This is a genomic window from Nocardiopsis tropica (assembly GCF_042660575.1).
In the GTDB taxonomy this organism is placed as follows: Bacteria; Actinomycetota; Actinomycetes; order Streptosporangiales; family Streptosporangiaceae; genus Nocardiopsis; species Nocardiopsis tropica.
Genome location: NZ_JBHSUF010000026.1, coordinates 1 through 25385, shown reverse-complemented (window position 1 = coordinate 25385; position 25385 = coordinate 1). Strand labels below are relative to the sequence as shown.

At 69.9% G+C, this 25385-nt stretch carries 25 protein-coding genes, 2 tRNA genes, 1 rRNA gene and 1 pseudogene; 14 read left to right on the top strand and 15 right to left on the bottom strand.

Annotated elements, in window-relative coordinates; translation table 11 throughout:
- Positions 1–70 precede the first annotated feature (70 nt).
- Positions 71–604, top strand: coding sequence for an SSI family serine proteinase inhibitor (locus tag ACFQBR_RS30010; RefSeq protein ID WP_344178988.1), 534 nt, complete (start codon positions 71–73; stop codon positions 602–604).
- A 54-nt stretch (positions 605–658) separates the two neighbouring features.
- Here ACFQBR_RS30010 and ACFQBR_RS30005 read toward each other — a convergent pair whose 3' ends face one another.
- Entirely contained in the window at positions 659–1273 is a 615-nt protein-coding gene (locus tag ACFQBR_RS30005) for a TenA family protein (protein ID WP_267947418.1), read from the bottom strand.
- Between the two features lie 211 nt (positions 1274–1484).
- Positions 1485–1567: transfer RNA gene (locus ACFQBR_RS30000), tRNA-Leu, on the bottom strand.
- Between the two features lie 229 nt (positions 1568–1796).
- On the opposite strand from ACFQBR_RS30000, the gene ACFQBR_RS29995 reads away from it, so the two are divergent.
- From ACFQBR_RS29995 to ACFQBR_RS29960, 8 genes are all read left to right on the top strand, one after another.
- The gene (locus ACFQBR_RS29995; protein ID WP_431061473.1) at positions 1797–2564 is read left to right on the top strand and encodes an FhaA domain-containing protein; all 768 of its coding nucleotides are present in this window, start codon (positions 1797–1799) and stop codon (positions 2562–2564) included.
- Positions 2565–2852: 288 nt separating this feature from the next.
- Entirely contained in the window at positions 2853–3359 is a 507-nt protein-coding gene (locus ACFQBR_RS29990) for an FHA domain-containing protein FhaB/FipA (RefSeq protein ID WP_267947417.1), read from the top strand.
- Entirely contained in the window at positions 3356–4708 is a 1353-nt protein-coding gene (locus ACFQBR_RS29985; RefSeq protein ID WP_344178986.1) for a Stp1/IreP family PP2C-type Ser/Thr phosphatase, read from the top strand. The genes ACFQBR_RS29990 and ACFQBR_RS29985 overlap by 4 nt, the downstream gene beginning before the upstream one ends.
- 7 nt (positions 4709–4715) lie before the next feature.
- The gene (locus tag ACFQBR_RS29980; protein ID WP_344178984.1) at positions 4716–6125 is read left to right on the top strand and encodes an FtsW/RodA/SpoVE family cell cycle protein; all 1410 of its coding nucleotides are present in this window, start codon (positions 4716–4718) and stop codon (positions 6123–6125) included.
- A complete protein-coding gene (locus ACFQBR_RS29975) occupies positions 6122–7579 on the top strand; it encodes a peptidoglycan D,D-transpeptidase FtsI family protein (RefSeq protein WP_344178982.1) in 1458 nt (485 codons plus the stop codon). The genes ACFQBR_RS29980 and ACFQBR_RS29975 overlap by 4 nt, the downstream gene beginning before the upstream one ends.
- Entirely contained in the window at positions 7579–9033 is a 1455-nt protein-coding gene (locus ACFQBR_RS29970) for a serine/threonine-protein kinase (protein ID WP_344178980.1), read from the top strand. The genes ACFQBR_RS29975 and ACFQBR_RS29970 overlap by 1 nt, the downstream gene beginning before the upstream one ends.
- A gap of 69 nt (positions 9034–9102) precedes the next feature.
- Entirely contained in the window at positions 9103–10959 is a 1857-nt protein-coding gene (pknB, locus tag ACFQBR_RS29965; RefSeq protein ID WP_344178977.1) for a Stk1 family PASTA domain-containing Ser/Thr kinase, read from the top strand.
- A 198-nt stretch (positions 10960–11157) separates the two neighbouring features.
- Positions 11158–11412, top strand: a complete 255-nt coding sequence (locus tag ACFQBR_RS29960) for a cell division protein CrgA (RefSeq protein WP_267947411.1) — start codon at positions 11158–11160, stop codon at positions 11410–11412.
- A gap of 253 nt (positions 11413–11665) precedes the next feature.
- On the opposite strand, the gene ACFQBR_RS29955 is transcribed toward ACFQBR_RS29960, so the two are convergent.
- Both ACFQBR_RS29955 and ACFQBR_RS29950 read right to left on the bottom strand, forming a co-directional pair.
- The gene (locus ACFQBR_RS29955) at positions 11666–12586 is read right to left on the bottom strand and encodes a rhomboid family intramembrane serine protease (protein WP_267947410.1); all 921 of its coding nucleotides are present in this window, start codon (positions 12584–12586) and stop codon (positions 11666–11668) included.
- 45 nt (positions 12587–12631) lie between these two features.
- Complete coding sequence (locus ACFQBR_RS29950; RefSeq protein WP_267947409.1) at positions 12632–13156, bottom strand: peptidylprolyl isomerase; 525 nt, start codon at positions 13154–13156, stop codon at positions 12632–12634.
- Between the two features lie 332 nt (positions 13157–13488).
- On the opposite strand from ACFQBR_RS29950, the gene ACFQBR_RS29945 reads away from it, so the two are divergent.
- On the top strand, positions 13489–14070 hold the full coding sequence (locus ACFQBR_RS29945) for a hypothetical protein (RefSeq protein ID WP_267947408.1): 582 nt from the start codon (positions 13489–13491) through the stop codon (positions 14068–14070).
- 169 nt (positions 14071–14239) lie between these two features.
- Here ACFQBR_RS29945 and ACFQBR_RS29940 read toward each other — a convergent pair whose 3' ends face one another.
- Together ACFQBR_RS29940 and ACFQBR_RS29935 are read right to left on the bottom strand one after the other, a co-directional pair.
- Positions 14240–14881, bottom strand: coding sequence for a DUF1707 and DUF4870 domain-containing protein (locus tag ACFQBR_RS29940; protein WP_267947407.1), 642 nt, complete (start codon positions 14879–14881; stop codon positions 14240–14242).
- Positions 14882–15223: 342 nt separating this feature from the next.
- Positions 15224–15532, bottom strand: a pseudogene (locus ACFQBR_RS29935) (WhiB family transcriptional regulator); the annotation flags it as partial.
- Between the two features lie 862 nt (positions 15533–16394).
- Here ACFQBR_RS29935 and ACFQBR_RS29930 point away from each other — a divergent pair.
- Entirely contained in the window at positions 16395–16574 is a 180-nt protein-coding gene (locus ACFQBR_RS29930) for a BldC family transcriptional regulator (RefSeq protein ID WP_344179096.1), read from the top strand.
- A 562-nt stretch (positions 16575–17136) separates the two neighbouring features.
- On the opposite strand, the gene ACFQBR_RS29925 is transcribed toward ACFQBR_RS29930, so the two are convergent.
- Genes ACFQBR_RS29925 through ACFQBR_RS29905 form a run of 5 tightly spaced genes read right to left on the bottom strand, consistent with a single transcriptional unit; the run spans position 17137 to position 20765 of the window.
- Complete coding sequence (locus tag ACFQBR_RS29925) at positions 17137–17898, bottom strand: hypothetical protein (RefSeq protein ID WP_344178971.1); 762 nt, start codon at positions 17896–17898, stop codon at positions 17137–17139.
- 2 nt (positions 17899–17900) lie between these two features.
- Complete coding sequence (locus tag ACFQBR_RS29920) at positions 17901–18164, bottom strand: hypothetical protein (protein ID WP_344178969.1); 264 nt, start codon at positions 18162–18164, stop codon at positions 17901–17903.
- A 48-nt stretch (positions 18165–18212) separates the two neighbouring features.
- Complete coding sequence (locus ACFQBR_RS29915) at positions 18213–20315, bottom strand: AAA family ATPase (RefSeq protein ID WP_344178967.1); 2103 nt, start codon at positions 20313–20315, stop codon at positions 18213–18215.
- A 37-nt stretch (positions 20316–20352) separates the two neighbouring features.
- Complete coding sequence (locus tag ACFQBR_RS29910) at positions 20353–20580, bottom strand: hypothetical protein (RefSeq protein WP_344178964.1); 228 nt, start codon at positions 20578–20580, stop codon at positions 20353–20355.
- Positions 20577–20765: a helix-turn-helix transcriptional regulator gene (locus ACFQBR_RS29905; protein WP_344178961.1), complete on the bottom strand. Its 189-nt coding sequence runs from the start codon at positions 20763–20765 to the stop codon at positions 20577–20579. Before ACFQBR_RS29905 ends, ACFQBR_RS29910 begins: the two co-directional genes overlap by 4 nt.
- A 110-nt stretch (positions 20766–20875) precedes the next feature.
- Between ACFQBR_RS29905 and ACFQBR_RS29900 the strand changes: the two genes are divergently transcribed.
- Together ACFQBR_RS29900 and ACFQBR_RS29895 are read left to right on the top strand one after the other, a co-directional pair.
- Positions 20876–21439, top strand: a complete 564-nt coding sequence (locus ACFQBR_RS29900) for a helix-turn-helix domain-containing protein (RefSeq protein ID WP_344178959.1) — start codon at positions 20876–20878, stop codon at positions 21437–21439.
- Between the two features lie 158 nt (positions 21440–21597).
- Positions 21598–22071, top strand: a complete 474-nt coding sequence (locus ACFQBR_RS29895) for a hypothetical protein (RefSeq protein ID WP_344178957.1) — start codon at positions 21598–21600, stop codon at positions 22069–22071.
- A 103-nt stretch (positions 22072–22174) separates the two neighbouring features.
- Here ACFQBR_RS29895 and ACFQBR_RS29890 read toward each other — a convergent pair.
- The 3 genes from ACFQBR_RS29890 to ACFQBR_RS29880 all read right to left on the bottom strand — a co-directional run bounded on the left by ACFQBR_RS29890 (position 22175) and on the right by ACFQBR_RS29880 (position 23635).
- Positions 22175–22247 (bottom strand) — tRNA-Ala (locus ACFQBR_RS29890).
- A 246-nt stretch (positions 22248–22493) separates the two neighbouring features.
- A complete protein-coding gene (locus tag ACFQBR_RS29885; protein WP_014912962.1) occupies positions 22494–22616 on the bottom strand; it encodes a DLW-39 family protein in 123 nt (40 codons plus the stop codon).
- 185 nt (positions 22617–22801) lie between these two features.
- The gene (locus tag ACFQBR_RS29880) at positions 22802–23635 is read right to left on the bottom strand and encodes a helix-turn-helix domain-containing protein (RefSeq protein ID WP_267947405.1); all 834 of its coding nucleotides are present in this window, start codon (positions 23633–23635) and stop codon (positions 22802–22804) included.
- Between the two features lie 461 nt (positions 23636–24096).
- Here ACFQBR_RS29880 and ACFQBR_RS29875 point away from each other — a divergent pair, with 461 nt between their 5' ends.
- A complete protein-coding gene (locus ACFQBR_RS29875) occupies positions 24097–24405 on the top strand; it encodes a hypothetical protein (RefSeq protein ID WP_267947404.1) in 309 nt (102 codons plus the stop codon).
- 895 nt (positions 24406–25300) lie between these two features.
- Here ACFQBR_RS29875 and rrf read toward each other — a convergent pair.
- A 5S ribosomal RNA gene (rrf, locus tag ACFQBR_RS33680) occupies positions 25301–25385 on the bottom strand; the annotation flags it as partial.

Sequence of the window (25385 nt, the reverse complement as noted above, 5' to 3'; positions counted from 1 at the left end):
CTGTGTCGTGATGATGCGAAAAATGTGAGGAACCGGGGAACCCGGCACGGGCGCGCCACGTCGAAGCGGTATGTCACTGCACACCCTCGCGACGGCTCTGCCGACCCGCCTCGCCGCTCTCGCAGCCCTCGGCCTGCTTATCACGGCCTGCGGCAACGATCCCGCAGAGGTGAACGCTCCGGCACCCGAGTCCGACCAGACCACCGAACCCTCCTCCCCCGGCGACGGGGAGGAACAGGGAGACGACGGCGCGACCGGCGGCGGCGACGCCGAGGTCGAGCTGACGATCGAGCGCTCCCTGAACGACGAGGAGTCGCTGTCGCCCGAGTCCGGCTACGAGGAGGGGACCTGGACCCTCACCTGTGCGCCGGCCGGCGGCGACCACCCCGACCCCGAGGCGGCGTGCGCCCGGATCGACGAGGTCGGCGCGGAGCCGTTCGTCCTCGACACCAGCGACATGATGTGCACGATGATCATGGGCGGCCCCGAGGTCGTCCGCGTCACCGGGCACGTCGAGGACACCGAGGTCGACACCGAGTTCAACAAGGTCGGCGGCTGCGAGGTCGACCGTTTCGAGTCCGTGGACACGGTCCTCAACCCCTGACCGGGGCGCCGGCGCGCGGGGGCCCGGCCCCGGGGCCCCGGCTCCCGCGCGCCGTCAGGGTGTCCACGGGGTGGCCCAGAAGGCGACCTCGTGGCGCATGCCCTCCAGGAAGAAGCGCTCCGCGCGCTCCGGGTCGGGGCGGGCCTCCTCCAGCATGCGCCCGTACCGCTCCGTCAGCCGCGTGAAGCCGGGATCGGCGTAGGTGTCGACCCACCGCCGGTAGCGCGGCTCCTCCGGGCGGTTCCCGGCGAGCGCCAGCCCCAGCTGGTTGTAGCCCCACATGCAGGGGTAGACGGCGGCGAGGCCGTCCCGGTAGTCGGCGGCGGCGTCGAGGAGCCACGACGTGTACGCGGCGCAGGCCGGGCCCTTGTCCTTCACGGTCAGGTCCGCGCCGAACTCCCCGGAGAGGGAGCGGTGCAGCTCCAGCTCCTCGTTGAGGGTGCTGTGCGCGATGCCGACCAGGTCGGCGAGGTGACCGTCGGGCGCCTGCCAGGCCAGGCGGGAGAAGGCGCGCGCGTAGTCGAGCAGGTAGAGGTGGTCCTGCTCCAGCCAGTAGCGGAAGGCGCGGTCGTCGAGGTCCCCCCGGGAGATGCCCGCGACGGTCGGGTGCGCCAGCTGCTCGGCGACCAGCGGTCGCCCGATCTCGTGAAGTCGTTCGGTGATTCCCACGCCCGAAGTGTCCCATCCGGGCGTATCCGTCCGTGCGGCGGCCGTCCCCGGCGCCACACCGTCCGATCGGACTCCCGGTGACGATCGGTTCACGATCTCCCCGCACGGGACCGCAGCCCCGGCGGAGCTGTGCCGGGGACGGAAGGCACGCCGACAGCGAAGCGGCCCTGGTCACCAGGTCTACTGGTGGCCAGGGCCGCTTCGGATAAAGTGGGCGAGGAGGGATTTGAACCCTCACATCCTTTCGGACACACGGACCTGAACCGTGCGCGTCTACCGTTCCGCCACCCGCCCGGATGACTCGCATTCAGTTGTGTGGCCAGGTGATCCGGGCTTTTCGTCCGTTTCCCCTGGCGACATGGATAAGGCTAGCACGGTCTGAACGTGGGTCGCACACCGATTTCGGCCCCTCCTCCGGGGCCTTCCCGGACCCCCTCCCGGGGGTGCGCCTGAAACCAGGGACACCCGGGCCCGGTTACGATCGTCTACACATACGAAGTGGAGTACAAAAGGGAGGTACCTCGTGGGAGTGCTCCAACGCTTCGAGCGCAGGCTTGAGGGCATGATCGAAGGCACCTTCGCGATGGCCTTCAAGTCCGAGCTCCAGCCGGTCGAGGTGGCGAGCGCCGTCCAGCGTGAGATGGACGAGCGGGCAGCCATCGTCGCCCAGGGCCGCACCCTGGTCCCGAACGACTTCATCGTCGAGCTCGCGGCCAGCGACAAGGAACGGCTCGAAGTCTACGCCGACAGCCTCGGCCAGGAACTGTCCAAGCTCGCCCGTGACTACGCGACGGAGCAGGGCTACTCCTTCGTCGGTCCGGTCCGGGTCCACTTCAGGTCCGACGAGGGCCTCAAGACCGGCCGCTTCCGCATCCGCTCCGGCGTCGTGCGCGGCACCATGGTCGGTCCGGAGGGAGAGGTCCGACAGCCCGTCGGCGACCCCGGCCAGCCCGCCGGCCAGCAGCAGAGCGGGCGTCCGCGCCTGCTGATCTCCCCGGGCGGCGCCACCGCGGAGGGCAGCATCGCCAGCCACGGCATGCAGCAGTCCTTCGAGCTGACGACCCCGGTGACCCTTCTGGGCCGCGGCACCGACTGCGACCTCCGACTGGTCGACAACGGTGTCTCCCGTCACCACGTCGAGATCCGCCTGGACGGGGACGAGGCCGTCCTCGTGGACAAGGGGTCCACGAACGGGACCTTCGTCAACGGCCAGCAGGTCAGGCAGGCCCGTCTGGTGGACGGCAGCAGGATCAGCCTCGGCCGCACCACCATGACGTTCCGACGCGACTGAGAACCCCGCCACAATCGACCGATCAGGCCCGGCGCGAACCGCAACCAACACCGTTCCGTCGGCGTCTGACAGGTCGTACCCGGGGCGGGTCGAATACGGACCTGCTGTCGGATATCCGGTCGGGAAGGTAGTCTCCGCGAAGACCTGACCGATCGGGCACACGGACCGCGGCCGCAGGCCGCGACCAGCGACCTCGACACTCACCGACCCGAAGGTGGGGAAGACACGGTGGCGGCGCCGATGACCGCTACCCCGGCCGAAGCACGACAGGGGCTGAAGAGCAGTTCGATGTCCAACTTGACCCTCATATTGATCAAGATCGCGTATCTCGCGGTGCTTTGGCTGTTCGTCCTCACGGCGGTCGGCGTCATTCGCACGGACCTCTTCGGCCCGTCCAAGAAGAAACCGCGGAAGAAGCCCCGGCCCGGCCCGCGCCCCGCCCAGCGCAGGGAGGCGCCCGCCCCCTCCCACTCCCAGGCCCGGCCGCAGCGCAAGCGCCGCAACGAGCCGACCGTGCTGGCCGTGACCCAGGGGTCCCTCTCCGGCACCACCGTCGACCTGGGGTCCCAACCCATCACCATCGGACGCGCCCCCGACTCGACGCTCGTCATCACCGACGACTACGCCTCGGGCCGGCACGCGCGCGTCTACTCCGAGAACGGCCGCTGGTTCGTCGAAGACCTCAACTCGACCAACGGCACCTACCTCGGCCAGCAGAAGCTGAACCGCCCCCAGCCCATCACGGTGGGTCAGCCCATCCGTATCGGCAAAACCGTCCTGGAACTGCGCAAATGACAATCGCTCTCCGATACGCGGCGTACTCCGATGTTGGATGCCTCCGCGAAGGCAACGAAGACTCCGGCTACGCCGGCCAGCACCTCCTCGCTGTGGCCGACGGCATGGGCGGTTACGCGGGCGGTGAGGTGGCCAGCTCCATCGCGATCTCCTCGATCCGCCGCCTCGACTCCGAGACCCACACGTCGGACGAGATGCCCGAGGTCCTCCAGCGCGCCGTCGAGCAGGCGAACGCCTCCCTCTCCCGCCGGATCATGGAGGAGCCGCAGCTGGAGAACATGGGCACCACCCTGACGGCCATGCTGTGGTCCGGCGCCCGCGTCGCGCTCATCCACATCGGCGACTCGCGCGCCTACCTGCTGCGCGGCCCCCGCTTCGAGCAGATCACCCACGACCACACCCTGGTGCAGACCCTGGTGGACGAGGGCAAGATCACCGAGGAGGAGGTCGCCACGCACCCGCAGCGGTCCCTCATCCTGCGCGCCCTGGACGGCAAGAGCCCGGTCGACCCCGACATCTCCATCAACGACGCCAAGGTCGGCGACCGCTACATGCTCTGCTCCGACGGGCTCTCCGGGGTGGTCAGCAAGAAGACCATCCACGAGACCCTCGCGACCGAGTCCGACCCGCGCGGGGCGTCCAAGAAGCTCATCGAGCTGGCCATCCGCGGGGGCGGCCCGGACAACATCACCGTGGTCGTCGCCGACGTCATCGAGACCGACACCGACCGCGAGGGCCCCACGCCCGCCGCCCAGGTCGTCGGCGCCGCCGACCAGCAGCCCGACGCCGCGGAGCAGGGCAACGACTCGCCCGCGAGACGGGCGCAGGAACTGCGCGGCACCGGCGGGGACACCGCCGAGATGGACCCCGTGCGGGACGACGCCCCGGGCGAGTCCGCCTTCCAGGAGCAGTACGACGGCTACGACGACTACGAGGCGCCGCCGGCCGACCGGCGGGGCCGCTCCGAGCCCGACGCCGAGTACCGCACCAGGCGCTGGTGGCCGATGGTGCTGGTGTTCGTGGTCGTGGTCGCGGTCGTCGCCGGGGCCACCTACTACTTCGGCCGCCAGTACGTGGACAGCCAGTACTACGTCGGCCCGTCCTCCAGCGGCAACGTCGCGATCTACCAGGGCATCAACACCGACATCGCCGGCTTCAGCCTGTCGGACGAGCTGGAGGACACCGAGATCGCCCTCGACTCCCTGGCGGACGCGGACCGCGACGCCGTGGAGAACACGATCCCCGCGGAGAGCCTCGAGGCCGCGCGGGAGAGCGTCGAGAGGCTGAACCAGGGCTCGGGCCCCGCCGGCGGCGACCGGGGGACCGGCTCCGAGGAAGGGACCGGGTGAGTCCGGCTTGAGCAGCACGTCAGCACCGGAGGCGCCGACCGCGCTGCCCCCGGTCAAACGGCGCAACGCCGAACTGGTCCTCACCGTCATCGCGATCCTCATCACGATGGCGGGCATCGCGATCGCCGGACTCAACCTCAACGGCCAGGTCCCCTCCGCGATGTGGACCGTGGGCCTGACCTTCGGCGCCCTCTCCGCCGTCGCCCACGTGGCGATGCGCTTCCTCGCCCCCTACGCGGACCCGCTGATCATGCCGTGCGCCCTGTTCCTGAACGGGATCGGCGTGGCGATGATCTGGCGCCTGAACGCCTCCCACGAGGAGAACATCGAGGGCGCCGGCGTCGGCATGCAGCTTGTCTGGACCGCGGTCGGCCTGATCTGCTGCTTCCTGATCATCGTCTTCCTGAAGGACCCCCGGATCCTTCAGCGCTACACCTACATCAGCGCCCTGGTCGCGATCGTGCTGCTGATGCTCCCGATCATCCCGGGCCTGGGCCACGCCGTCTACGGCGCCCAGCTGTGGATCAAGATCGGCCCGTTCACCATGCAGCCGTCGGAGTTCGCCAAGATCGCCCTGGTGATCTTCCTGGCGTCCTACCTGATGAGCAAGCGCCAGGTGCTGCAGATCGTCGGCAAGCCGATCAAGGTCGGCCGCTTCACCCTCATCGAGCTGCCCCGCGCCCGCGACCTGGCCCCGATCCTGGTCGGCTGGCTGCTGGCGATCGGCATGCTGGTGGTCCTGCGCGACCTGGGCACCTCCCTGCTGCTCTTCGGCACGTTCCTGGCGATGCTGTACGTGGCCACGCAGCGCTCCTCGTGGGTGACCATCGGCCTGGTCATGTTCGCCGGCGGCGCGACGCTCGCCTACTTCCTCTTCTGGCACGTCCGGGCCCGCGTCAACATCTGGATCAACACGTTCGACCAGGAGGTCTACGAGGCGGTCGGCGGCAGCCAGCAGCTCGTGGAGGGCCTGGTCGGCATGGCCTACGGCGGGCTCTTCGGCACGGGCATCGGCGGCGGCCAGGCCCACAACACCTTCGCCGCGGACAGCGACTTCATCCTCGCGTCCATCGGGGAGGAGCTCGGTCTGACCGGCCTGCTCGCCGTGCTCATGGTCCTCGGCCTCCTGGTGGAGCGCGGCATGCGCATCGCGCTCGCGGCGACCGGACCGTTCAACAAGCTTCTGACGAGCGGTATCGCGTTCGTCCTCGCATACCAGGTGTTCATCGTGCTCGGCGGCATCTCCCGCGTCATCCCGCTCACCGGTTCCACCACGCCGTTCATGGCCGCCGGCGGTTCGGCGCTGATGGCGAGCTGGATCATGATGGGCATCCTGCTCCGCATCAGTGACAACGCGCGCCGCCCGGCACCGCAGTCGATCCAGGACGAGGGCGCGACCCAGGTGATCCGACGATGAACACACCCATCCGCAGGCTGAGCGTCTTCGCCCTGATCCTCATCGGGATCCTGATGCTCAACATCACCTGGATCCAGGGCTTCCAGGCGGACTCCATCCGCGCCGACCCGCTCAACCGGCGCACGTACAGCGAGCGCCTCAGCGAACCGCGCGGCCCCATCCAGGTCGCGGGGGAGAACGTCGCCTTCTCGGAGAACGTCTCCCCGGAGGGCGAGCCCGCCCGCTACCAGCGCGAGTACACCGGCGGCGGCCTGTACACGCCGATCGTCGGCTCCTTCCGCACGTACGGCGCCTCCGGTGTCGAGGACACCGAGAACACCCTGCTCGACGGCTCCGACGACCGCCTGGCCGTGCGCAACTTCCGCGACATCATCACCGGCCGCGAGCCCGAGGGGGCGCAGGTCCAGCTGACCCTCGACCCCGAGGTGCAGGAGGCCGGCTACGAGGCCTTCGCGGGCCTGGGCGGCAAGAACGGCGCGGCCGTCGCGATCGACCCCAACACCGGGGCGGTCCTGGGCGCGGTGTCCTACCCGTCCTACGACGCCAACGAGGTCGTCAGCATCACCGACCTCGAGGACGCCACCAACAACTACGTGGCGCTGGAGAACGACCCGGCCAAGCCGCTGCTCAACCGGGCCCTCAACGAGCGCTACCCCCCGGGGTCGACGTTCAAGGTGGTGACCGCCGCGGCGGCCATCGAGACCCTCGACGCGGGCCCGGACAGCACCATGGACGCGCCCGACCGGCTGTCGCTGGGGCACGACCTGCCCAACGCCACCCCCGGCGGGACCTGCAACGGCGGCCAGCCCGACACCCTGGCCCACTCCATCCAGATCTCGTGCAACACCTCGATGGCCAACTGGGCGATCGAGATGGGCGGCGACGCCCTGGCCGAGCAGGCCACCAAGTTCGGGTTCAATCCGCCGGAGGGCGAGGAGCTCGAGATCCCCCTCGGCGTGACCCCGAGCTTCGCGCCCCCGGAGGAGGACCGCAACATCCTCGGCCGCGCCGGCATCGGCCAGTCCAACGTCGAGGCGACCCCGCTCCAGATGGCGATGGTGGCCGCGGGTGTGGCCAACGACGGCGAGGTCATGCGACCCTACGTGGTGGACTCGGTACGCGACTCGGACCTGTCCGTGATCACGCAGACCAGTCCGGAGAGCTACTCCCAGGCCGTCAGCGCCAGTACCGCCCAGGACCTGACCGAGATGATGGTCCTGGTCACGGGCGAGGGCGGTTCGGGTACCAACGCGGCGATCCCCAACGTCCAGGTGGCCGGCAAGACCGGCACCGCCGAGACGGGCACGGAGAGCACACACAACTGGTTCATCGGTTTCGCCCCCGCCGACGACCCGCAGGTCGCCGTCGCGGTCGTCGTCGAGTTCGGCGGCGGCAGCGGAAACGAGCTCGCCGCTCCGATCGCCCGTCAGATGATGGAGGCAGTGGTTCAGTAGTGAGTGCCTACGAGCCGTCTTCCCGGAACGGTCCCGGTGATCTCACCGGGACCGTTCTGAGCGACCGTTACCGCCTGGAGGAACAGGTGGGTTCGGGAGGCATGGGTACGGTATGGAAGGCCACCGACACCCTGCTCAACCGGCCCGTCGCCGTGAAGCTCCTCCACCCCTCGCAGATGGCCGAGCCCACCGCGCGGGAGCGGTTCCGCACCGAGGGCCGGATCACCGCCGGCCTCTCGCACCCCGGGATCGCGCAGGTCTTCGACTACGGCGAGGAGGACGGCCGCGCCTTCCTGATCATGGAGCTGGTGGTCGGCAACCCCCTCTCCCAGGTCCTGCGCGAACGGGGCCACCTCAGCCCGGACCAGACCCTCGACTTCGTCTGCCAGGCGGCCAAGGCGCTCGCGGCGGCGCACGCACGCGGTGTGGTGCACCGCGACATCAAGCCGGGCAACCTGCTGGTCACCCCGGACGGGCAGCTCAAGCTGACCGACTTCGGCATCGCCCGCGGCGACATGTCGGTGACCCTCACCCAGACCGGCATGGTCATGGGGACCGCCCAGTACATCTCGCCCGAGCAGGCGTCGGGCCGCCCGGCGACCTCCTCGTCGGACCTGTACGCGCTCGGCGTGGTGGCCTACGAGTGCCTGGCCGGGACCCCGCCGTTCACCGGCGACAGCCCGGTCGCGCTGGCGCTCGCGCACACCCGCGACGAACCGCCGGAACTCCCCGACGACATCCCGGCCGACATCGACGACCTGGTGACCTCCCTGCTCCTCAAGGAGCCCGAGGAGCGGCCGGCCTCGGCGAGCGAGGTCGCCCACCTGGCCGCGGTCATCCGCTCCAACGCGGGCACCGGGCCGCCGACCCCCTCCGCGGGGTTCAACGGCATGGCCCAGACCATGGTGGTGGGCGCGGTCCCCGACCCCGGGACGGGGCCGGTGTCCCGGCGAACCGCCGGTCAGGCGGCTGTGACCCCGGTGGGGGAAGAGGACTCCGCTAGGCTTGCAGGGTCCTCCGAGCGCCGGATCAGCGCCTCCGTGGTGCTCGCCGCGGTCGCGGCGACGGTCCTGATCGTCGCCGCGGTGGTGGCTGGCTTCCTCTACGGGGGCAACCGCGAGGTGGACCCCATGCGTGACGCGGTGGAGCCGCCGGCCACGAGTCCTTCGCCGTCCTCCTCACCTTCGGAGGAGCCGGAGGAGTCCGCCCCGGTGGACGTCCCCGTCGTGCCGGACAACCAGCCGGACTGGTCGCCGGAGACCGAGTCGTCCCCGACGGCGGAGTCACCCCTCCCGGAGGAGGACGAAGAGGAGAGCAGTCCTCCCGAGGACGGCGAGGACGACGGGTCGGAGGAGGAGACACCGGGCGAGGAGGAACCCCCGCCCCCGGACCCGGGTGGCGAGGACAACGGCGGAGGACCTCCCCCCGACAGCATCTCGATACCGAGGCAATGAGCGAGAGACGCTCAGGGTAGGCGGCGGCCCACGGGCGGCTTCCGGAAGACACAAGGATCAGTGCACGACATGTCCCAGCCCCGGCTCCTTGGCGGACGCTACGAGCTCGACGTCGTCGTCGGGCGCGGTGGCATGGCCGAGGTCTACCGCGCGCGCGACCTGCGGCTCGACCGGCTCGTCGCCATCAAGACCCTCCGACACGACCTGGCACGCGACCACGTGTTCCAGGCGAGGTTCCGGCGTGAGGCCCAGTCGGCCGCCTCGCTGAACCACCCGGCCATCATCGCCGTCTACGACACCGGCGAGGACATGGTCGAGGGGGTGTCCATCCCCTACATCGTCATGGAGTACGTGGACGGGCGCACCCTCAAGGAGCTCCTGGACGACGACCGCAGACTCCTGCCGGAACGCTCCGCCGAACTGGTCGACGGCATCCTCAAGGCGCTGGAGTACAGCCACGACAACGGGATCGTCCACCGCGACATCAAGCCCGCGAACGTGATGCTGACCCGCAACGCCGAGGTCAAGGTGATGGACTTCGGCATCGCCCGGTCGATGAACGACGACCAGGCGACCATGACCCAGGCCTCGCAGGTCATCGGCACCGCCCAGTACCTGTCGCCCGAGCAGGCGCGCGGTGAGCGGGTGGACCCCCGCAGCGACATCTACTCGACGGGCTGCGTGCTCTACGAGCTCCTCACGAGCCGGCCGCCGTTCACCGGCGACTCCCCCGTGTCGATCGCCTACCAGCACGTGCGCGAGGACCCGGTGCCGCCGACCGAGGTGGACCCGCAGATCCCCGACTGGCTGGAGGACATCACCCTCCGGGCCATGACCAAGGACCGCGAGGAGCGCTACCAGAACGCCGCCGAGATGCGGGCGGACATCCAGCGCGGCCTGGCGGGGATGCCCACCCAGGCGGGCACCATGGCGATGGCCACCGCCGGGGCGACGACGGCGATGCCCCCCGCGAACGACCGGTACGACGACTACGACGACCGGTACGACGACGACCGCTACGACGACGAGCGGTACGACGACGACCGGAAGAAGGGCGGCGCCGGCAAGGCCGCCCTCTGGGTCCTCCTCGCCGTCGGCGTGATCGCCTCCCTGATCCTGGTGTTCGTCCTGTTCAACCGGGGTCCCTCCGAACCGGAGACGGTGCCGGTGCCGTCGGTCGCCGGATCCACCGAGGAGGCGGCCCGGGCGACCCTCACCGAGGCGGGCTTCGAGGACGTCACCTCCGAGCCCCGGGCCGACGACGAGGTCGAGGAGGGCACGGTCATCGAGACCGACCCGCCCGCCGAGAGCGAGACCGCGGTGACGGAGGAGATCGTCCTCTTCGTCTCCTCCGGGCCGGGCGACGTGGCGATCCCCTCCGTGGAGGGCCAGAGCGAGGCCGACGCCGTCAGCACCCTGAACGAGGCGGGCTTCGAGAACGTCACCCCGGAGCAGAGGTCGGACGACAGCGTCGCCGAGGGCAGCGCCATCGGCACCGACCCGCCCGCGGGCGACGACGCCTCCCCGGACACGGCGATCACCCTGTACATCTCCTCCGGACCCGACCAGGTGGCGGTGCCCGACCTCCGCGGCATGACCCGCGGGGGAGCCGAGTCCGCCCTGGGCCAGGTGGGCCTGACCGCCTCCTTCCAGGAGCAGGAGACGTCGGACCAGCCGGAGGGCACGGTCATCTCGCAGTCGCCCGAGGCGGCGCAGATGGTCGCGCCGAACACCACGGTGACCGTCACGATCGCGACGGCCCCCGCGGAGGAGGAGCCGCCGACGGAATCCGAGGAGCCCCCTCCGGGCGGGGGGGAGACCCCGCCGGGCGAAGGGGGGACGCCGCCGGGGCAGGAGGGGCCGGACGGCTTCGTCTTCCGCCCGCAGGACTTCCGTCCGCAGGAGTGGCACCCGGCCTGGCAGTAGGGGCTCCGCAGAGCGGGACGGCGGGCCGCACCCCGAGGGGTACGGCCCGTCCGCCGTTCCGGACCCGTGTGGCCTGGGGCGTTCCGGGGCCGGCGGCCGCGCCCGGGATCCCGGGCGTCCCACCGGTGACGGGGGCTCCCCCCTGGGCGTAGACTGTGTTCTCGTTCCGAACCGCCCCACCGTACTGGAGCAGCGACCGTGCCCAAGTCCCGCAACGATCGCAAGAAGAAGGCTGTCTACACTCCGCCTCCTTCCAAAGAGAAGCCGAAGGTCAGTCCGCGTTGGCTCGTGCCGACGATGCTGGGCTTCTTCGCCCTCGGCATTCTCTGGATCGCGGTCTACTACATCGCGGGCGACCACGTCCCGTACATGCAGGACTGGCACAACTGGAACCTGCTGATCGGCTTCAGCGGGATCATCGTGGCCGTCGTCCTCTCCACGCGCTGGCACTGACCCCCGCCGAGCGAACGCCCGACCGACCCGACGCCCCCCGGGGCGAGCGGTGTCTCGGACGTGCGCGGAACGCAGCCGCCAACGGTGGTGCGAGCAGCGCCCCTTATAGGGCCTGAACAGCCCATATCCATGTTTTCCACAGGGTTATCCACAGGCTGTGGGTAGCTCTGTTCGCCATGCCCGCACCGGGGTGGACCCACGGAACGACGTCGGCCCCGGAGGAGAACCCCCGGGGCCGACGAGGCACCGGCCCTCAGCCGAGGACGATCACCGGCGCAGCGGCCACCAGGACCGCGAGCAGGGCGACGAGCGCGGCGACCAGGAGGGCGTGCGTCAGCGTCCGGGACGACGCCTTGGCCTGCCTGCCCGGCAGGTAGGCGAACACGGCGCCGACGGCGAGCCCGGCCACCAGCCCTCCGATGTGCGCGGTCCAGGAGATGTTCGGGACCACGAAGGTCAACACGAGGTTGACCCCCATCAGCACGAGCACCATCCGCAGGTCCAGGCCGAGCCTCTTGCCGATCACGAGCACCGCGCCGAAGAGGGCGAAGATCGCGCCGGAGGCGCCGACGGACAGCTGCGTGGGCGCCGCCAGGAGGCTCAGCACCGAACCGGAGAGCGCGCCGACCACCCACAGGGCGAGGAACCGCCCGTGGCCCAGCCAGCGTTCCAGCTGCGTCCCGAGGACGTACAGGGCGTACCCGTTGAACAGCAGGTGGAAGATGCTGCCGTGCAGGAACGCCGCGGTGATCAGCCGGTACCACTCGCCCGTCATCACACCGCGGAGCGTCCCGTCCTCCCACCGGCCGAAGCCGAGCATGGCGAACTCCCGGATCAGCCCGGAGTAACCCGCCTGACCGATGGGGTCGGACGTGCCCAGCTGGGCGATGAACCCGGCCGCCATCAGGCCCAGGAGCGTCCAGGTCACGTAGGGCTTGGCGACGGTCCGGCCCCCGAAGGGCGTCCGGGCCCGGCGCACGCCCCGGTTCCCCTCCGCGACACACCGGGGGCACTGGAAGCCCACCGACGCCTCCACCATGCAGTCCGGGCAGATGGGCCGTTCGCACCTGGTGCAGCTGACCCCGGTCTCCCTGTCGGGGTGCCGGTAACAGGTGCGCGGGGCCGTCGGCCCCGGTTCCGGTGCCGCACCGGACGGAGGCGGGGGCGCGGTCATGGTCTGTCTCTCACTCCTCGGTGTCCTGGCCTGCTCGTCGGTCGGCTAGCGGGTGATCTCGATGCTGTTGATCACCACGTCCTCGCGGGGACGGTCCTGGGAGTCGGTGTCGACCTTGGAGATCGCGGTGACCACGTCGTCCCCCTCGACGACCTCACCGAAGATGGTGTGGCGGCCGTCGAGCCAGTACGGCTTCTCCACGGTGACGAAGAACTGCGAGCCGTTCGTGCCGGGGCCGGCGTTGGCCATGGCCAGCAGGAACGGGCGGTCGAAGCGCAGCTTCGGGTGGATCTCGTCCTTGAAGGTGTAGCCGGGGCCGCCACGGCCGGTGCCGAGCGGGTCCCCGCCCTGGATCATGAAGCCGTCGATGACGCGGTGGAAGATCGTGCCGTTGTACAGGCTGCTGTTGGACGGCTTGCCCGTGGTGGGGTCCATCCACTGCTTGGTGCCCTCAGCCAGGCCGATGAAGTTGGCGACCGTCTCCGGAGCCTCCTCCTCGAACAGCTTGACGACGATGGTTCCCTTGGAGGTGTTCAGCCGCGCAGTGGGCTGACCGTTGGAGTCCGACACCTACGTGCCTTTCGGTCGACTTCGTTTACGTGCTCACGTTACCCGTCCGCTTCCCGGGCTCGTCCGAAACCCGGCGGACCGTCCCGGAGCCGGGCAGTGTGGGGCGGAGCATGCCGGTGTGGTGTGAGGGACGGCGATACGTGGGAAGGAGGGGACGGAGAAGAATCCGTCCGTTGGTGTCGAAACTCCGATCGCCGACGGAGAGGACGTATGTTGAGATAACACCCGGATAACGGGGAAGGACGACGAGGAGCCGCCCATCGTGGCTCGACGCGTCGGCCACGCCGGGTGGGGACCGTAGGAACCGGTGAACGATCGAAGGAGCTGACGACGTGCCTAACACTGCCAAGCGTCGCAAGGAGGCCGAGGCGACCCTCGCCCGTCTGCAGGACCTTGCCAAGGAGCAGGCCGACCGGCTCGGCCCGTATGCCGACCAGGCACGGGACCAGGCTTCCCTGAGGCTCCTCCAGGCGCGTGGCTGGACCGCCCCCCGACTGGAGACCGCCGCGCTGCGCGTGGAGGACACCGTGGCGCCCCGCGTGGCCGGGCTCCTCAGCGCCGCGGCACAACGCGTCGACCCGAACCCGGGTCGCAGAGGGCTGCGGCTGCTGAGCCGCGGAGGCCGCCGGATCCCCCGCGGGCTCCTGATCGGCGGCGCCGCCGTGGTCGGCGGCGTGGTGGTGTACTCGCTGATCCGCCTGCGGCAGGCGTCGCAGGACGCGGAGTGGCAGGAGCACCTGGACCAGGCCCGCGACCAGGTCCGCGAGACCCGCGAGAACCTGGAGGAGAAGGCCTCCGACGCGGCCGACAAGGCCACGGAGACCGCCAAGGCCGCCAAGGGCAAGGCCAAGGAGACCGTCCGCGCCGCCTCGGGCGACAACCGCGCCAAGGAGAACGGGCGCCCCGGCCGGTAGAGGCCGACCGACGGGTGCCCGGCAGGACGACGACACGACGACAGACGGACCACCGCGTCCGGCGGCGAGGGCGACCGGCCCCCGCCGACGCGGCGGTTTCATCCCCTCCGGCCGGGGCGGGTCCTCCCGCCCCGGCCCCGTCGTGCCGGGACCGGGGACGTGGGCCGGCTCAGTCGTCCTTGAGGAAGCGGTAGGGCGTCGGGTAGCGCCAGTTCCGCCCCGTGAGGCTGGCCACGGACGCGATGACCGGCAGGACGGCCCAGCCCAGGGCGATGGCGACGACCACGACGATCGGCAGGACCAGCCAGGCGAGCAGGAGGCTCGCGATGCCTCCGACGAGGCAGAAGAGCTGGAAGTTGAGGGACTCCATGGCCTGGCGCCGGACGTACGGCGAGATCTTGTCGCTGGCCAGGAACAGCACCAGGGGCGCCACCACGGGGAAGAGGTAGTTGCCGCCGTGCCCGACCGCGGCCACCACGCGTTCGACGGGGGTACTGGGCAGGGGCTCCCTGGGTCCGGGCCTCTGCCCGCCGCCTCCGCCGGGCGAGCCGAACGGGGACGCCCCCGATCCGGCGGTGGAGCCCTGAGGCGCCACCCCGAGGTCCTCGGTCAGAGGGGCCAGGTCGGCGCCGAACTTGGCCTTCATGGCCTTGCCGGTCCGCTCGTCGAGTTCCTCCTCGTCGAGCTGGCCCTGGCTGAAGGCCTCCTGCAACACCTGGATGACGGAGTCGCGTTGCGCGTCGGTGAGGCGAATCTGCGGCTGGGCCTGCGGTTCCCAGGGGCGTCTCGCCGGATACTGAGGGTCCTGCACAGCCACTCCCACTCCCAACGACGACGGGAGCACGGCCCAGTTCAGCCGTACTCCCACCATCATGCGTCACAGGTTCGGCCACCGCCATCGGGGCCGTCCCTGATCCTCCCCTGATCCTGCCCTCCCCCCTGGGGTGGAGGCGGACCACGACTTTCGTCTGCCCGACCGGGTCCGGGGACGCCCCTTCCCCGGAGGCCGGTCCGGCTCAGCCGCCCGCGCCGCGGATCAGGCCCGCACCACGACCGGGACCGGAGCCGCCTCCGCCACGTGGACCGAAACGGCCACGGGGGCGGCATCGGCCTCCGCGGCAGGGGTCTCCGCGGCGGTGCCGACCGGCGCGACGGCCCCCGAGCGGAGGTCGTCCTGCCTGGCCTGCTCCGCCTCGTAGCGGCGTTCGGCACTGGTCAGCAGCTCGTACCAGTTGACCACGTCCTTGCGGCGACGCAGGAGGGCACGGCGCTCGCGTTCGGTCATGCCTCCCCAGACACCGAACTCGATACGGCTGTCCAGCGCCTCCGCCAGGCACTGGGTACGCACCGGGCATCCCCGGCAGATCAGCTTGGCGCGGTTCTGCGCCGCACCCTGCACGAACAGGGCGTCAGGATCGATCTCCCGGCATTTGGCACGGGCTGCCATCTTCTCATTCCACATGTTGCCCCACTCCCAAGATCAGCATGTGTGGTGATCGGAAATCCGCCGACCGGCGCGACCGTCGGCGGTGAGGAGAAGCGGACCGATCCGATGACGGGGCCGGAGCACGTACGGGGGGCCGTACGGGCCGTCTTCGGCGGTCGATCGTTTCGGCGCGGTGTCTTCCTCGTTGTCGCTGGTGTCGAAACTACGGATCGTCCCAGTTCACCAACAGACCCCAAGAGGCCTATTTCTCATATGGCCCAGTAGGACCATTGCACTGAGAGGGAGTGTCATCATACACACACGCAGAGTCACCGCATGTGGTACGGGCGGGTCCACGTAACCGGAATGAAAGGTCATGGGCAGACCATTCACCGACAAGCCCTATGACCTGCGACTTCATGCCATCCCATGAGTGACTGGCCCCACCCGGACGCGCACGGCCGAAGTGGACTCTCCGTCATCCTTCTCACCCGAACGGACTATAGGCACTCCGGGGTCGCACGCGGGCCGCCTCCCCAGGGCCCCCCTTTTCACATCACGGACGACCGAACTTTACGCTACTCATTGGTAACCGAACACAATTCCTACTTTCGAACCCCAGGTCCCCTTGAATACGGGCACATGTCCCCATTCGGGTTTTTCTCCTTATAGAACTCATAGGGCGAACACCGGTCGACGGAACCGGCGGCTGGTCGGCCGGTCCGGCGGGCGCGCCCGCACCGCGCCGTCCGTTCCCGCACCACGAGGTGAGCACCGTGACCAGCCCCGACCCTGACGACGCACCGCTCACCGACCAGGGAGAGGAAGCCGTCGACCACCAGGGCGACCACATGCACCGGCAGGACGGACAGGGGGAGAACCGGTGAAGACCGACCAGATGCCCTATCCCGGCCCCCTGCTCACCCCGGTGGAGGTCGCCCGCCTGTTCCGGGTGGATCCCGAGACGGTCACCAGGTGGGCGCTCGCCGGGCGGATCGGCAGCCTCATGACCCCGGGCGGTCACCGCCGGTTCCGCGAGTCCGAGGTACAGGCGCCCTCGCAGGAGCACCGCACGTGACCCCCACACGGTCGGAAGAACCCCGCACAACCCGGCAGGCGGGACCGGACGGTCCGCTCCTGCGCCGGGCGGGACGCCGGCGTTCGCGTCTACATGAGGCCGGCGCGCCGGGCCAGGATGTGGGCCGCAGGGGCCAGCCGCGCCGACGTCGGCGCGGCTCTCGGCGTGAGCAAGGGACGCGCCCAGCAGATCGCCGAGGGGCGCACCAGCTGACCCGGGACCCTTCCGAGGGCATGACGAAATCCCCGCCCCAAAGCGCTTGGCCCCCGTTCCGGCGGTGCCTGTCCACGGCTACCACCGCGCACGCGGGGCACGCCGGGAACACGTCCCCGGACGCCATCCCGAGAGAGGGCTCCCCACCTCACTGCGGGACGGACACCGTGGGCGCCGACTTCCAGAACGGAGGGAGCACCGGTTCGAGGCCGGTACCCCCTCCACCATTTCGTCACGATCCGTGACCCGGGTCGGACCTTTGATCCTGACGGACTTTTTCCGGCCCTCCCCAGCGTTCCCCCGCCCTACCCCTCCAGGGGGTCCACCCCCAGGTCAGAGCATTGCCGAGTCACAGGTGCGGGATCGGGTGCGACGGCCGCTCGGCAGGCCACCCGTCCATGAACTGAACACCGTCTGTGCCCAGGTCGCGCACCATGTCAGCGGCCATCTGATGAGTCACCGTCATCACGCGGCCATCGCTGACTCGCCTGACCCGGCGCTGCTGGGGACGCGTCCTCTCAGAGAGTCCCGCCAGCCGCTGGGCGATGTCGCTCACGCCCCGGCGGGCGTGCAGGAAGGACGGCGCGACGGGGTGGACGTCGTGGCGGAACACCGGCTTTCCGGTGTCCAGGGCCTCGACGATGCCGAGCAGGGACAGGTGAGGCGTGAGCGCCGCCGCCGCGCGACCGACGGTTTCCTCGGCGTCGACCAGAACCTGCCGGTAGACCTCCAGGGCGGGGCGCAGGGACGCGGCGACGCGCTCGGCGACGTAGGCGCGGGAGGTGTCGGTGCGGAGCTGCACGACGAGTTCCCGGGCAAGCCGGGTCTGTTCAGCGCGCGCGTGGGGGATGCGCGGTGTGATGTCGGCCAGGTCGGCCTTGGCGTCCTCGACGGACTCGCCCCCCGGGAGGGGGCCGTCCGCCACAGCAGCGGACCTGAGGGCGGTCGCGTAGGCGTGCTCGGCGGTCCGCACGGCCTCCCTGCCCTCTGCCTGGCGGCGTTCCAGGTCAGCCACGCGCCGCACGGCCTCGCGCCACTTGTCGGCGAGCTGGTGGACGTTGTCGGGCAGGTAGGCGTTGTCGGGCAGGTAGGTGATCGGGTCCCGGGTCATGGTCACGCCTCCTTGGTGGCGTCGCAGGATCGGCACTGGTAGACGACCGGGTCTCCCTGGCGGACGGCCCCCCTGCGGGGGAGCCGGGCGACCGCCGGGCTCTCGCACGTGGGGGCGTGGTCGACCTGGGCGTCGGGGCCGCTGCCGGCCAGCATGTCGGCGAGGTGGCCGGCGTGCTTGGCGTCGACGATCTCGTGGGGGGTCATCTGCGCGATGTCGGCGGACCCGTACTGCTCGGGCTTCTCACGCTTGAATCGGGTGGCCATCGTGTCCTCCTCGGGTCGGGGCGCCCGCCGGGTGCGGGCGCCCGGGGGTCATGCGGCGCCGTGGTGGGGCCGGCAGTCGAAGCAGCTGGGGGAGCCCCCGGCATTGCGCTGGGGCTTGCCACACTCTCGGCAGGGGGTCTTGTCGTTTCCCCGGGGGGAACCAGTCCCGTCAGCCACACCCCTGGAGGGGTGGGGGACCTGGGACCGGTCTCCGGTACTCCCGTGGGACTGGTTGGAACCGGTTGGGACTGCGGTTGGTCCGGTGCTTCCCGCGAGCGTGTAGAACGGGCGTTTGTCGGTACCGGTGTTGATCAGAAGACCCCTGGTGACCAGCACGTTCAACGAGCGGTAGAAGCTGGACTTGGCCACGGCGGCAGCGTCCTTGAGCTGTGCGCTGGTGGCGCCGGTGGTCCCAAAGGAGTCCCGCATGGCGGACAGGAGCTTGTCGTCGCTGGGGGCGAGTTCTCTCCCTGGTCCCACGCCCGAATGGGACTCCAGAACGGCACCCGCGCCCCGGGGGACCAGTCGCAGCAGCAGGGGTGGGAACGGCTCCGCGTCCTTCTGCTTGGTGCAGTCGATGCGCACCGCGACCCCGTCCTTGGTGACCCGGATCAGTGTGGTCGCCGCACCCTCCAGCGCGGTGGAGCCCCGGAGAGTGTCACCGGAGCGCGCCTCGTGGTGGACCAGGAGCACACACGCGCTGGTCGCGTCCCGGATGGCGTCGGCGGCGGCGACGAGGCGCCCCATGTCCTGGGCGCTGTTCTCGTCGGCGCCGACCGTGACCCGGGCCTGGGTGTCGATGACGACCAGAGCGGGGGTCAGCTCGGCGACCAGGGCGACGAAGGCGTCCCGGTCGGTGGGGGAGAGCAGCTGGACGGCGACGGGCAGGAACCGCACGCCCGCCATGGGGGCGCCGGCGGCGTCCTCCCACGCGCGCACCCGCTGTCGGACCCCGGTGACTCCTTCGGCGACGAGGTAGACGACTCCCCCGGGGCGGGTGATGGCGTTGCCGTGCCAGGTGCGGCCGGTGGCGACCGATCCCGCCCAGTCCAGGGCGACGAAGCTCTTGCCGTGTCCCGGCTTGCCGTGGAGCCAGGCGAGGCTGTCCCGGAACAGGACGCTGTCGATGATCGGTTCGGGGTCGGGGATCGAGTCGAGGCCGGTGGAGTCGACCAGCAGGGAGCGCAGCACGGACAACCGGTCGGCGACCGGTTCGTCGGTCACCTCTTGGCCGTGCTCCTGGGCGAGGTCGGTTCCGGCGTCGTAACGGTCGAACACGTCCTTGAGCGTGGCGACCGACTCCGCCCAGGTGCGTTCGTCCCCGGGGGGCTGCTCACACCGCTCCCAGCGGGCGCGGAAGAGAGCTTCGGCTTCCTCGTAGTCGAGGCCGCTGCGCCGTAGACGCCCGGCGTAGGACAACAGGGTCTGGTAGCGCTCTCCGGCCGGGACCGGCCGCGTGTGGTCGCGGGTGCGTGGCTGGTCGAGCACCGGGAGGTCCAGGCGAGCGGCCGGGGTGCCCGGTACGGGTGCCGGCACCTCGGCGGGGTGTCCGCCCAAGGCGTCGATGAGCCAGTCGGGGCACTCGGCGACCTGCGCGTCCGGGTGGTCGGGGGTGTAGATGACGCCGGTGGAGTGAAGCGAACCAGGCCCGATCACGTACCCGCCGTCACGGCCTCCGCCGCCTCGGATGTCGATGCCGTGGCCCTTGAACTCCTTGGGTGCGTTACCGAGGTTGGCGGGGTTGGTGAAGTAGTAGTGCCGACCGCGCCCGGTGGAGACGGTGAACGTCTCTGGGACGGTCACACCCTTGGCCGCGGCGAACCGCGCGAACGCCCCGGGGGTGTCCTCGTCGACGACCAGGAGCCCGGACGGCTTGCACGCGATGGCGACATTGCGGGGGTCGGTGGTGAACCACCGGGTGACCTCGTCGAGGTCGTCGCCGTACTGGGCGGCCATGCGCCCCCACGCCAACGCGGGGTGCTTACCGCGCTTCTTGCCGTTGCCGAGGTCGCAGGCGCGGGGGTCGTGGTGGGCGCCGACGCCCACGCAGTGGGGGAGAGCGGGGTGGTCGGTGGGGAAGACGTGCCACCCGCGCCGGACCGCCCACAGTGCGGCATGGAGCTGGTCGGTTCCGTCGAACGCGGGTGTCATGCCGTCACCCCCGTCCGGGTGGTCTCGGAGTATTCGGTCACCGGGGCGGCTCCGCCCCGTGGTCGCACCGGATGGCGAGGGCGACGTCCCCGGCGGCCAGGACCTCCACGGTCTTCGCCAGCCGGAGAGCGGCGACGGTGCACAAGGTGCACAGGTCGTCGAAGTGGAGGTCAGCTACGACGGGCCCAGCTCGGTTCACATGAGCTTGTTCGCGACCCTCGTCCAGGCCCGGCCGGGGGTCGCTCGTGCTGGTACCGGTGCTCATGCGGCAGCGCCACCCTGGGCCTTGGACTCCTCGTATGCCTTGACGTCAGCGAGGCGGTACCGCACGAGACGTCCGCACTTGATCCAGCGCGGACCGTCACCGCGGTAGCGCATGTTCGCCAGGGTCTGAACCTTGCTCCGCCAACGCTCCGCCAACTCCTCGGGCGTGAGGTGTCGTGATTCCATCCCATCCCCTTTCTGCGTTTTAAGCAGCAAGTTGCTTGCCAGCCAGTTAATCTGGAGGTGATCCTAGGCGTTCCCATTGATTCCTGTCAACGAGCATGTAAACTGCTTGCGTGACAGAAAACAGGAACTCACGTACCCATGGGGGAGTCGGGCCGAACGGGTCCTACGTCGCGAGGAACATCCGTGCCTTGCGGACCAAACGAGGAAAGACCACAGAAGCCCTGGCGAACGAACTAACCGATCGAGGCGTCCCGCTGCAGGCCAGCGCCATTACGCGCATCGAAAAGGGTCAGCGGCGCGTCACGGTGGATGAGCTGGTCGCCTTCGCAGTGCTACTCGACGCGACCCCGAACGCGCTGCTCCTTCCCGTGGAAGTCGACCGAGAACTACCGATAGCAGTCACCGGGCACGGGGAGCTCGCCGCTGCTGACGCCTGGGATTGGCTGGACGGCGACTCGCCCCTACCCAGCAGAGGACCTTCCGAGGACGGCGACTCAGAGGACTTCGAGGACACCGTGCGGCCGTGGTGGAAGCGTGCCCCAGTACGACTTCCGCGAGGACTACGCGGCTTCGAGAAGGGCGTGGATCAGAAGCGTCGGATGGCTGACCGAGCCCGAGCCCACCAGGAGAGTACGGACCTCCGCCACGAGGACCAGGGCGGCGAGGACACGTGACCCGTGTGTGGATCGAGGACATGGTCAGGCGTACCAGCTACCGCGAACCGCGTGGCAGCGGCCCGGAAGGCCAAGCGCGCCCCGCCCGGCCGGTGCAAGGTGCGCTACTACGACCTGCGCGGCAAGGAGCTCGCCGAGACCTTCTCAGCGCGTCGTCGGTGCGGAAGATCTACGGCGTGCTGTCGATGATCCTCGACTCGGCGGTGGCGTCGTCAAGGGTCGCCGTAAACGTGGCGACGGACGCCAAGCTCCCTCGACTGCCCGCCTCCGAGCACGTCTACCTCAACCATCGGCAGGTTGAGGACCTTGCCTCGGCGGCGGGGGAGTTCCGGACCTTCCTCGCCCCCAAGGCGGCATGCTCCGGTACGACAACTTCCGGCGCCGGGTGTTCGACCCTGCCGTGGTTGCCGCGTCCCTTGCCGACCTCGGCATCACGGCGCACAAGCTGCGGCACCGCGGCGTCTCTCGCCATCGCGTCGGGCGCGGACGTGAAGGTCGTGCAGATGATGCTGGGGCACACGACGGCGACCATGGCCCTCGACCACTACGGGCACCTGTTCCCGGACCGTCTTGACGAGGTGGCCGAGCAGATGGCGGCAGGGCGTGCCGCTGCTCTCGCCAAGGCGGCATGACCGTGCCAACCTGTACTGAATGTGTTCCAGGCCCCGGAAACAGAGAACGGGGACCCCCGGTAGGGAGTCCCCGTCACAACGTCTGGTCTGCGCGTTCTCGCTGTGGAGCCAAGGGGAGTCGAACCCCTGACCTCCGGTATGCAAAACCGGCGCTCTGCCAGCTGAGCTATGGCCCCGCGGAACCCGGACTCAGGCCCGGGCCGCTATGCAGAGCATACCGTCCTCGGAGGCGTCTGCGATCATGCGGTCGCCGGGGAGGACCCGTGACAGCACAAAGCCGTGGGTCGCGCCACAGGATTGTCGGCCCACCCACGTCTTCGTGTCACTGATGAGCGGGATCCGGGACGGCGCGCGCCGCGCCCACCCCCGGTTCGCCCGATGGCGCCCACCCGGCCGCTCGCGGCTGCCGGGCGGCCCGGTGGTCAGCTCTCGCTGGCCGCCGTGGCCTCGGTCCACAGGTCGAGCTCGGCGCGGTCCGCCTGGATCTTGCGGTAGACGGCGAAAGCCCCGAGGGCCACCAGCGCCAGAACGATGATCTTCTTCACTGTCTGGACCCTTTCGTTGATCCGGTGCGTGCACACGGGCTCCCGTCAGGGGACGGGGGCTCCGTGGAGAACTTTATGAGGTTGTCACCTAGCAGACTAGCAAGCCATCGGGGGCGGTCCCTGCCACGGTGGACCGATTCGCACCAACTTCTGGCGTCGATCCCCCTGCCGGGGCGCCGGCGGGGTCAGGTCAGCAGCGCCATCCTCCGCAGGATCCCGATGGTGGCCTGCGGAGACGCCGCTGTGCCGGTGAGTTCGGACCATACCTGTTTGCAGGCGCGGACGGATTCGTCCGACTCCACGATCGACCCTCCCTGGGTCGCGTCGACGTAGGCGAGCGCCGACTCGTCCTCGTCGAACTCCAGGACGGAGAAGGGACCCGCCACCCCGCGGTGGGGTCCGGCCGAGGTGGGCAGCAGCTGCACCGTCACCCGGTCGGACCCGGTCGCCAGCTCGACGATCCGGGAGGTCTGCGCCCGCAACAGCTCCAGGTCGGAACCGATCCTGTGGAGGGCGTCCTCCTCGAGGACGGCGTGGTAGCGCTCGAGTCCGCCGTGGTCGAGGACCTCCTGGCGCTTGAGGTAGGCCGCGACCATGCGGTCGGCCCCCCGGTCCCCGTGCCCCAGGGCGCGGGCCACCGAGGCGGTGTAGTCGGGCACCTGGAGGAGGTCGGGGACGAGGATGCCCGCGTACGTCTGGACGGACACGGCCCCGGCCTCGTTGCCGACGTAGGCGGAGGAGAGGACGTCCTCGTACTCGGTCCACCAGGGTCGGAGCCGGGACTCCCGGACCAGGGTCAGGATGGCCTCGCGCTGGCCTCCCGTCACCCCGTACAGGCGGAGGAGGGCCGCGATCTCCATGACGGAGGGCCACTTGCGGATACCCGTCTCGATGTGTCCGAGCTTGGCCGGGGACCACTCCAGCTCCTCTGCGACATCGCTGAGGGTCAGGCCGGCCTGGACTCGGCGGCGGCGGAGTTCGGCGGACAGTCGCCGACGACGAACCGTGGGGCTGGTCATGAGGCTCATCCAATGACGCAGAGCGAAGATGGTAGGACACCAGCGAAACACGGCGCCTAGCATCTAGCAATGCGTTTCTAGAAAAGAGCAGCAGATTCTATGCATTACAGGTTCCCTCCTTCCACCCTCATGGGCGGCAAACCTGCCTTTTGTCACATTAAGTAGCCAGGTTGAAGAACTGAGAGGCGCATGTTCACCATCGAACACTCCAGGTTTTGTCCTTCTCCTCAGTCACAGTGACAACATGGACCACTCAGGGTCGAACAACACGGACCGACGGAGGCAGCCGAGGAGAACACCGGCACGAAGGGACGGGAGACCGCTGGAGGGCGACCCGGGCGGAGACGGGGTTCGGCATCGCCTGTCACCTATGTCTCACCCCGATACCAGCGGGAAGAAACCGCGTACGATGCTTGAGGTGCCTGCTGCGGCAGGCGTACCCGCACACATAGAGGAAACCCATGAGCTACCCCATTGACGACGCCGAGCAGCTGATCGCGAACGCGGAGGCCCAGATGCCGCCGAGTACCCGGTCCCGTCTCATCGCGAAACTCCGCATGGGGAGGCACATCGACGAAGCGGCGACCGAACTGGGCATCACCCCGAAGCAGGTCTTCTCGACCGCGCGGGTCCTCACAGCCTTCGGCGACCAGCTCGACTTCACGCTCACCGAGCAGCGGGACCCCTCCCTGCCGCACGGCACCGTCACCGGGTACAACAAGCGGTGCCGCTGCCCCGAGTGCCGGAGCGCCCTCCAGCAGCGCGTCTGAGACGTGGCGGGGGAGGAACCCGGAAAAGGTCCGCGAGGGGCTCAGCCCCGCTTGTCCACGGTTCCTCCACCTGCGCCAACGCGGTGTTAACCCAGTCTTCTCAAAGCAATTCGGCCACCGCAGGCTTATTGGTCCGCAGGCTGGGAAAACCGCAGAGCATGAACGAGCACGTGGACTGGTCGGCGATGAGCGAAGAAGACTTCGTTGCGCTGCTGCGGCAGCTCATCGACTCCCCCGAAGCCGACGAGGACTGAGAAAAAGCGGCTCCCCAATTCCGGCCGCCTCCCCCGCGTACTTCCGAGCGCCCCACCCAGGCGCTGTCTGTGCGGGACCCCGCCCCCTGGTGCATCCGGTCCCGCTGCGACGGGCGCCTCCTCCCGGTGCCCGCGGCCGGGTCCGGGGATGAGGCGCTTCCTGTGGTGCCCGTGCCGAGATCCCGGGCACGGCAGGCACGGTCACCCCGTGCGGCGCCCCCGCCGGCCGAGGTCGGCCCGGCACCGCTCCGGGAGCGCCCGCGGGACGCGGAGGAGGGCCGGTGGCGCGTCCTGCCCCCCGAAGGCTCACGTCCCCCCGAGGGGCACGGGCGGGGTCGTCGGGCGTGCGGCCCCGGCGACGCGCACGGAAAGCCCTCACCCGTCTCCTGGAGGCCGTGAGTGCCTGCGGGGTCGTGTCGTCCACAGGCGGCATCCTCCCCTGGCGCGGCACACCCCCACTCCGCTTTCCTGGAAACAGGGGGGCCACCCCACCCCCCACCACCACTCCTGCCCACCATCCGATTCACAAACGCACAAGCACAGGCACAAAAAAGAGGGCCAAGACAGCCCCCAAAGAACCACCCCACCCCACACAAAAAAGGAGGGGGCCGCCCACAAGGCAACCCCCTCCCCACAAAAAACCGTGGCAGCGACCTACTCTCCCACCCCACCACAGGGCAGTACCATCAGCGCAAGGAGACTTAACGACCGGGTTCGGAAAGAGAC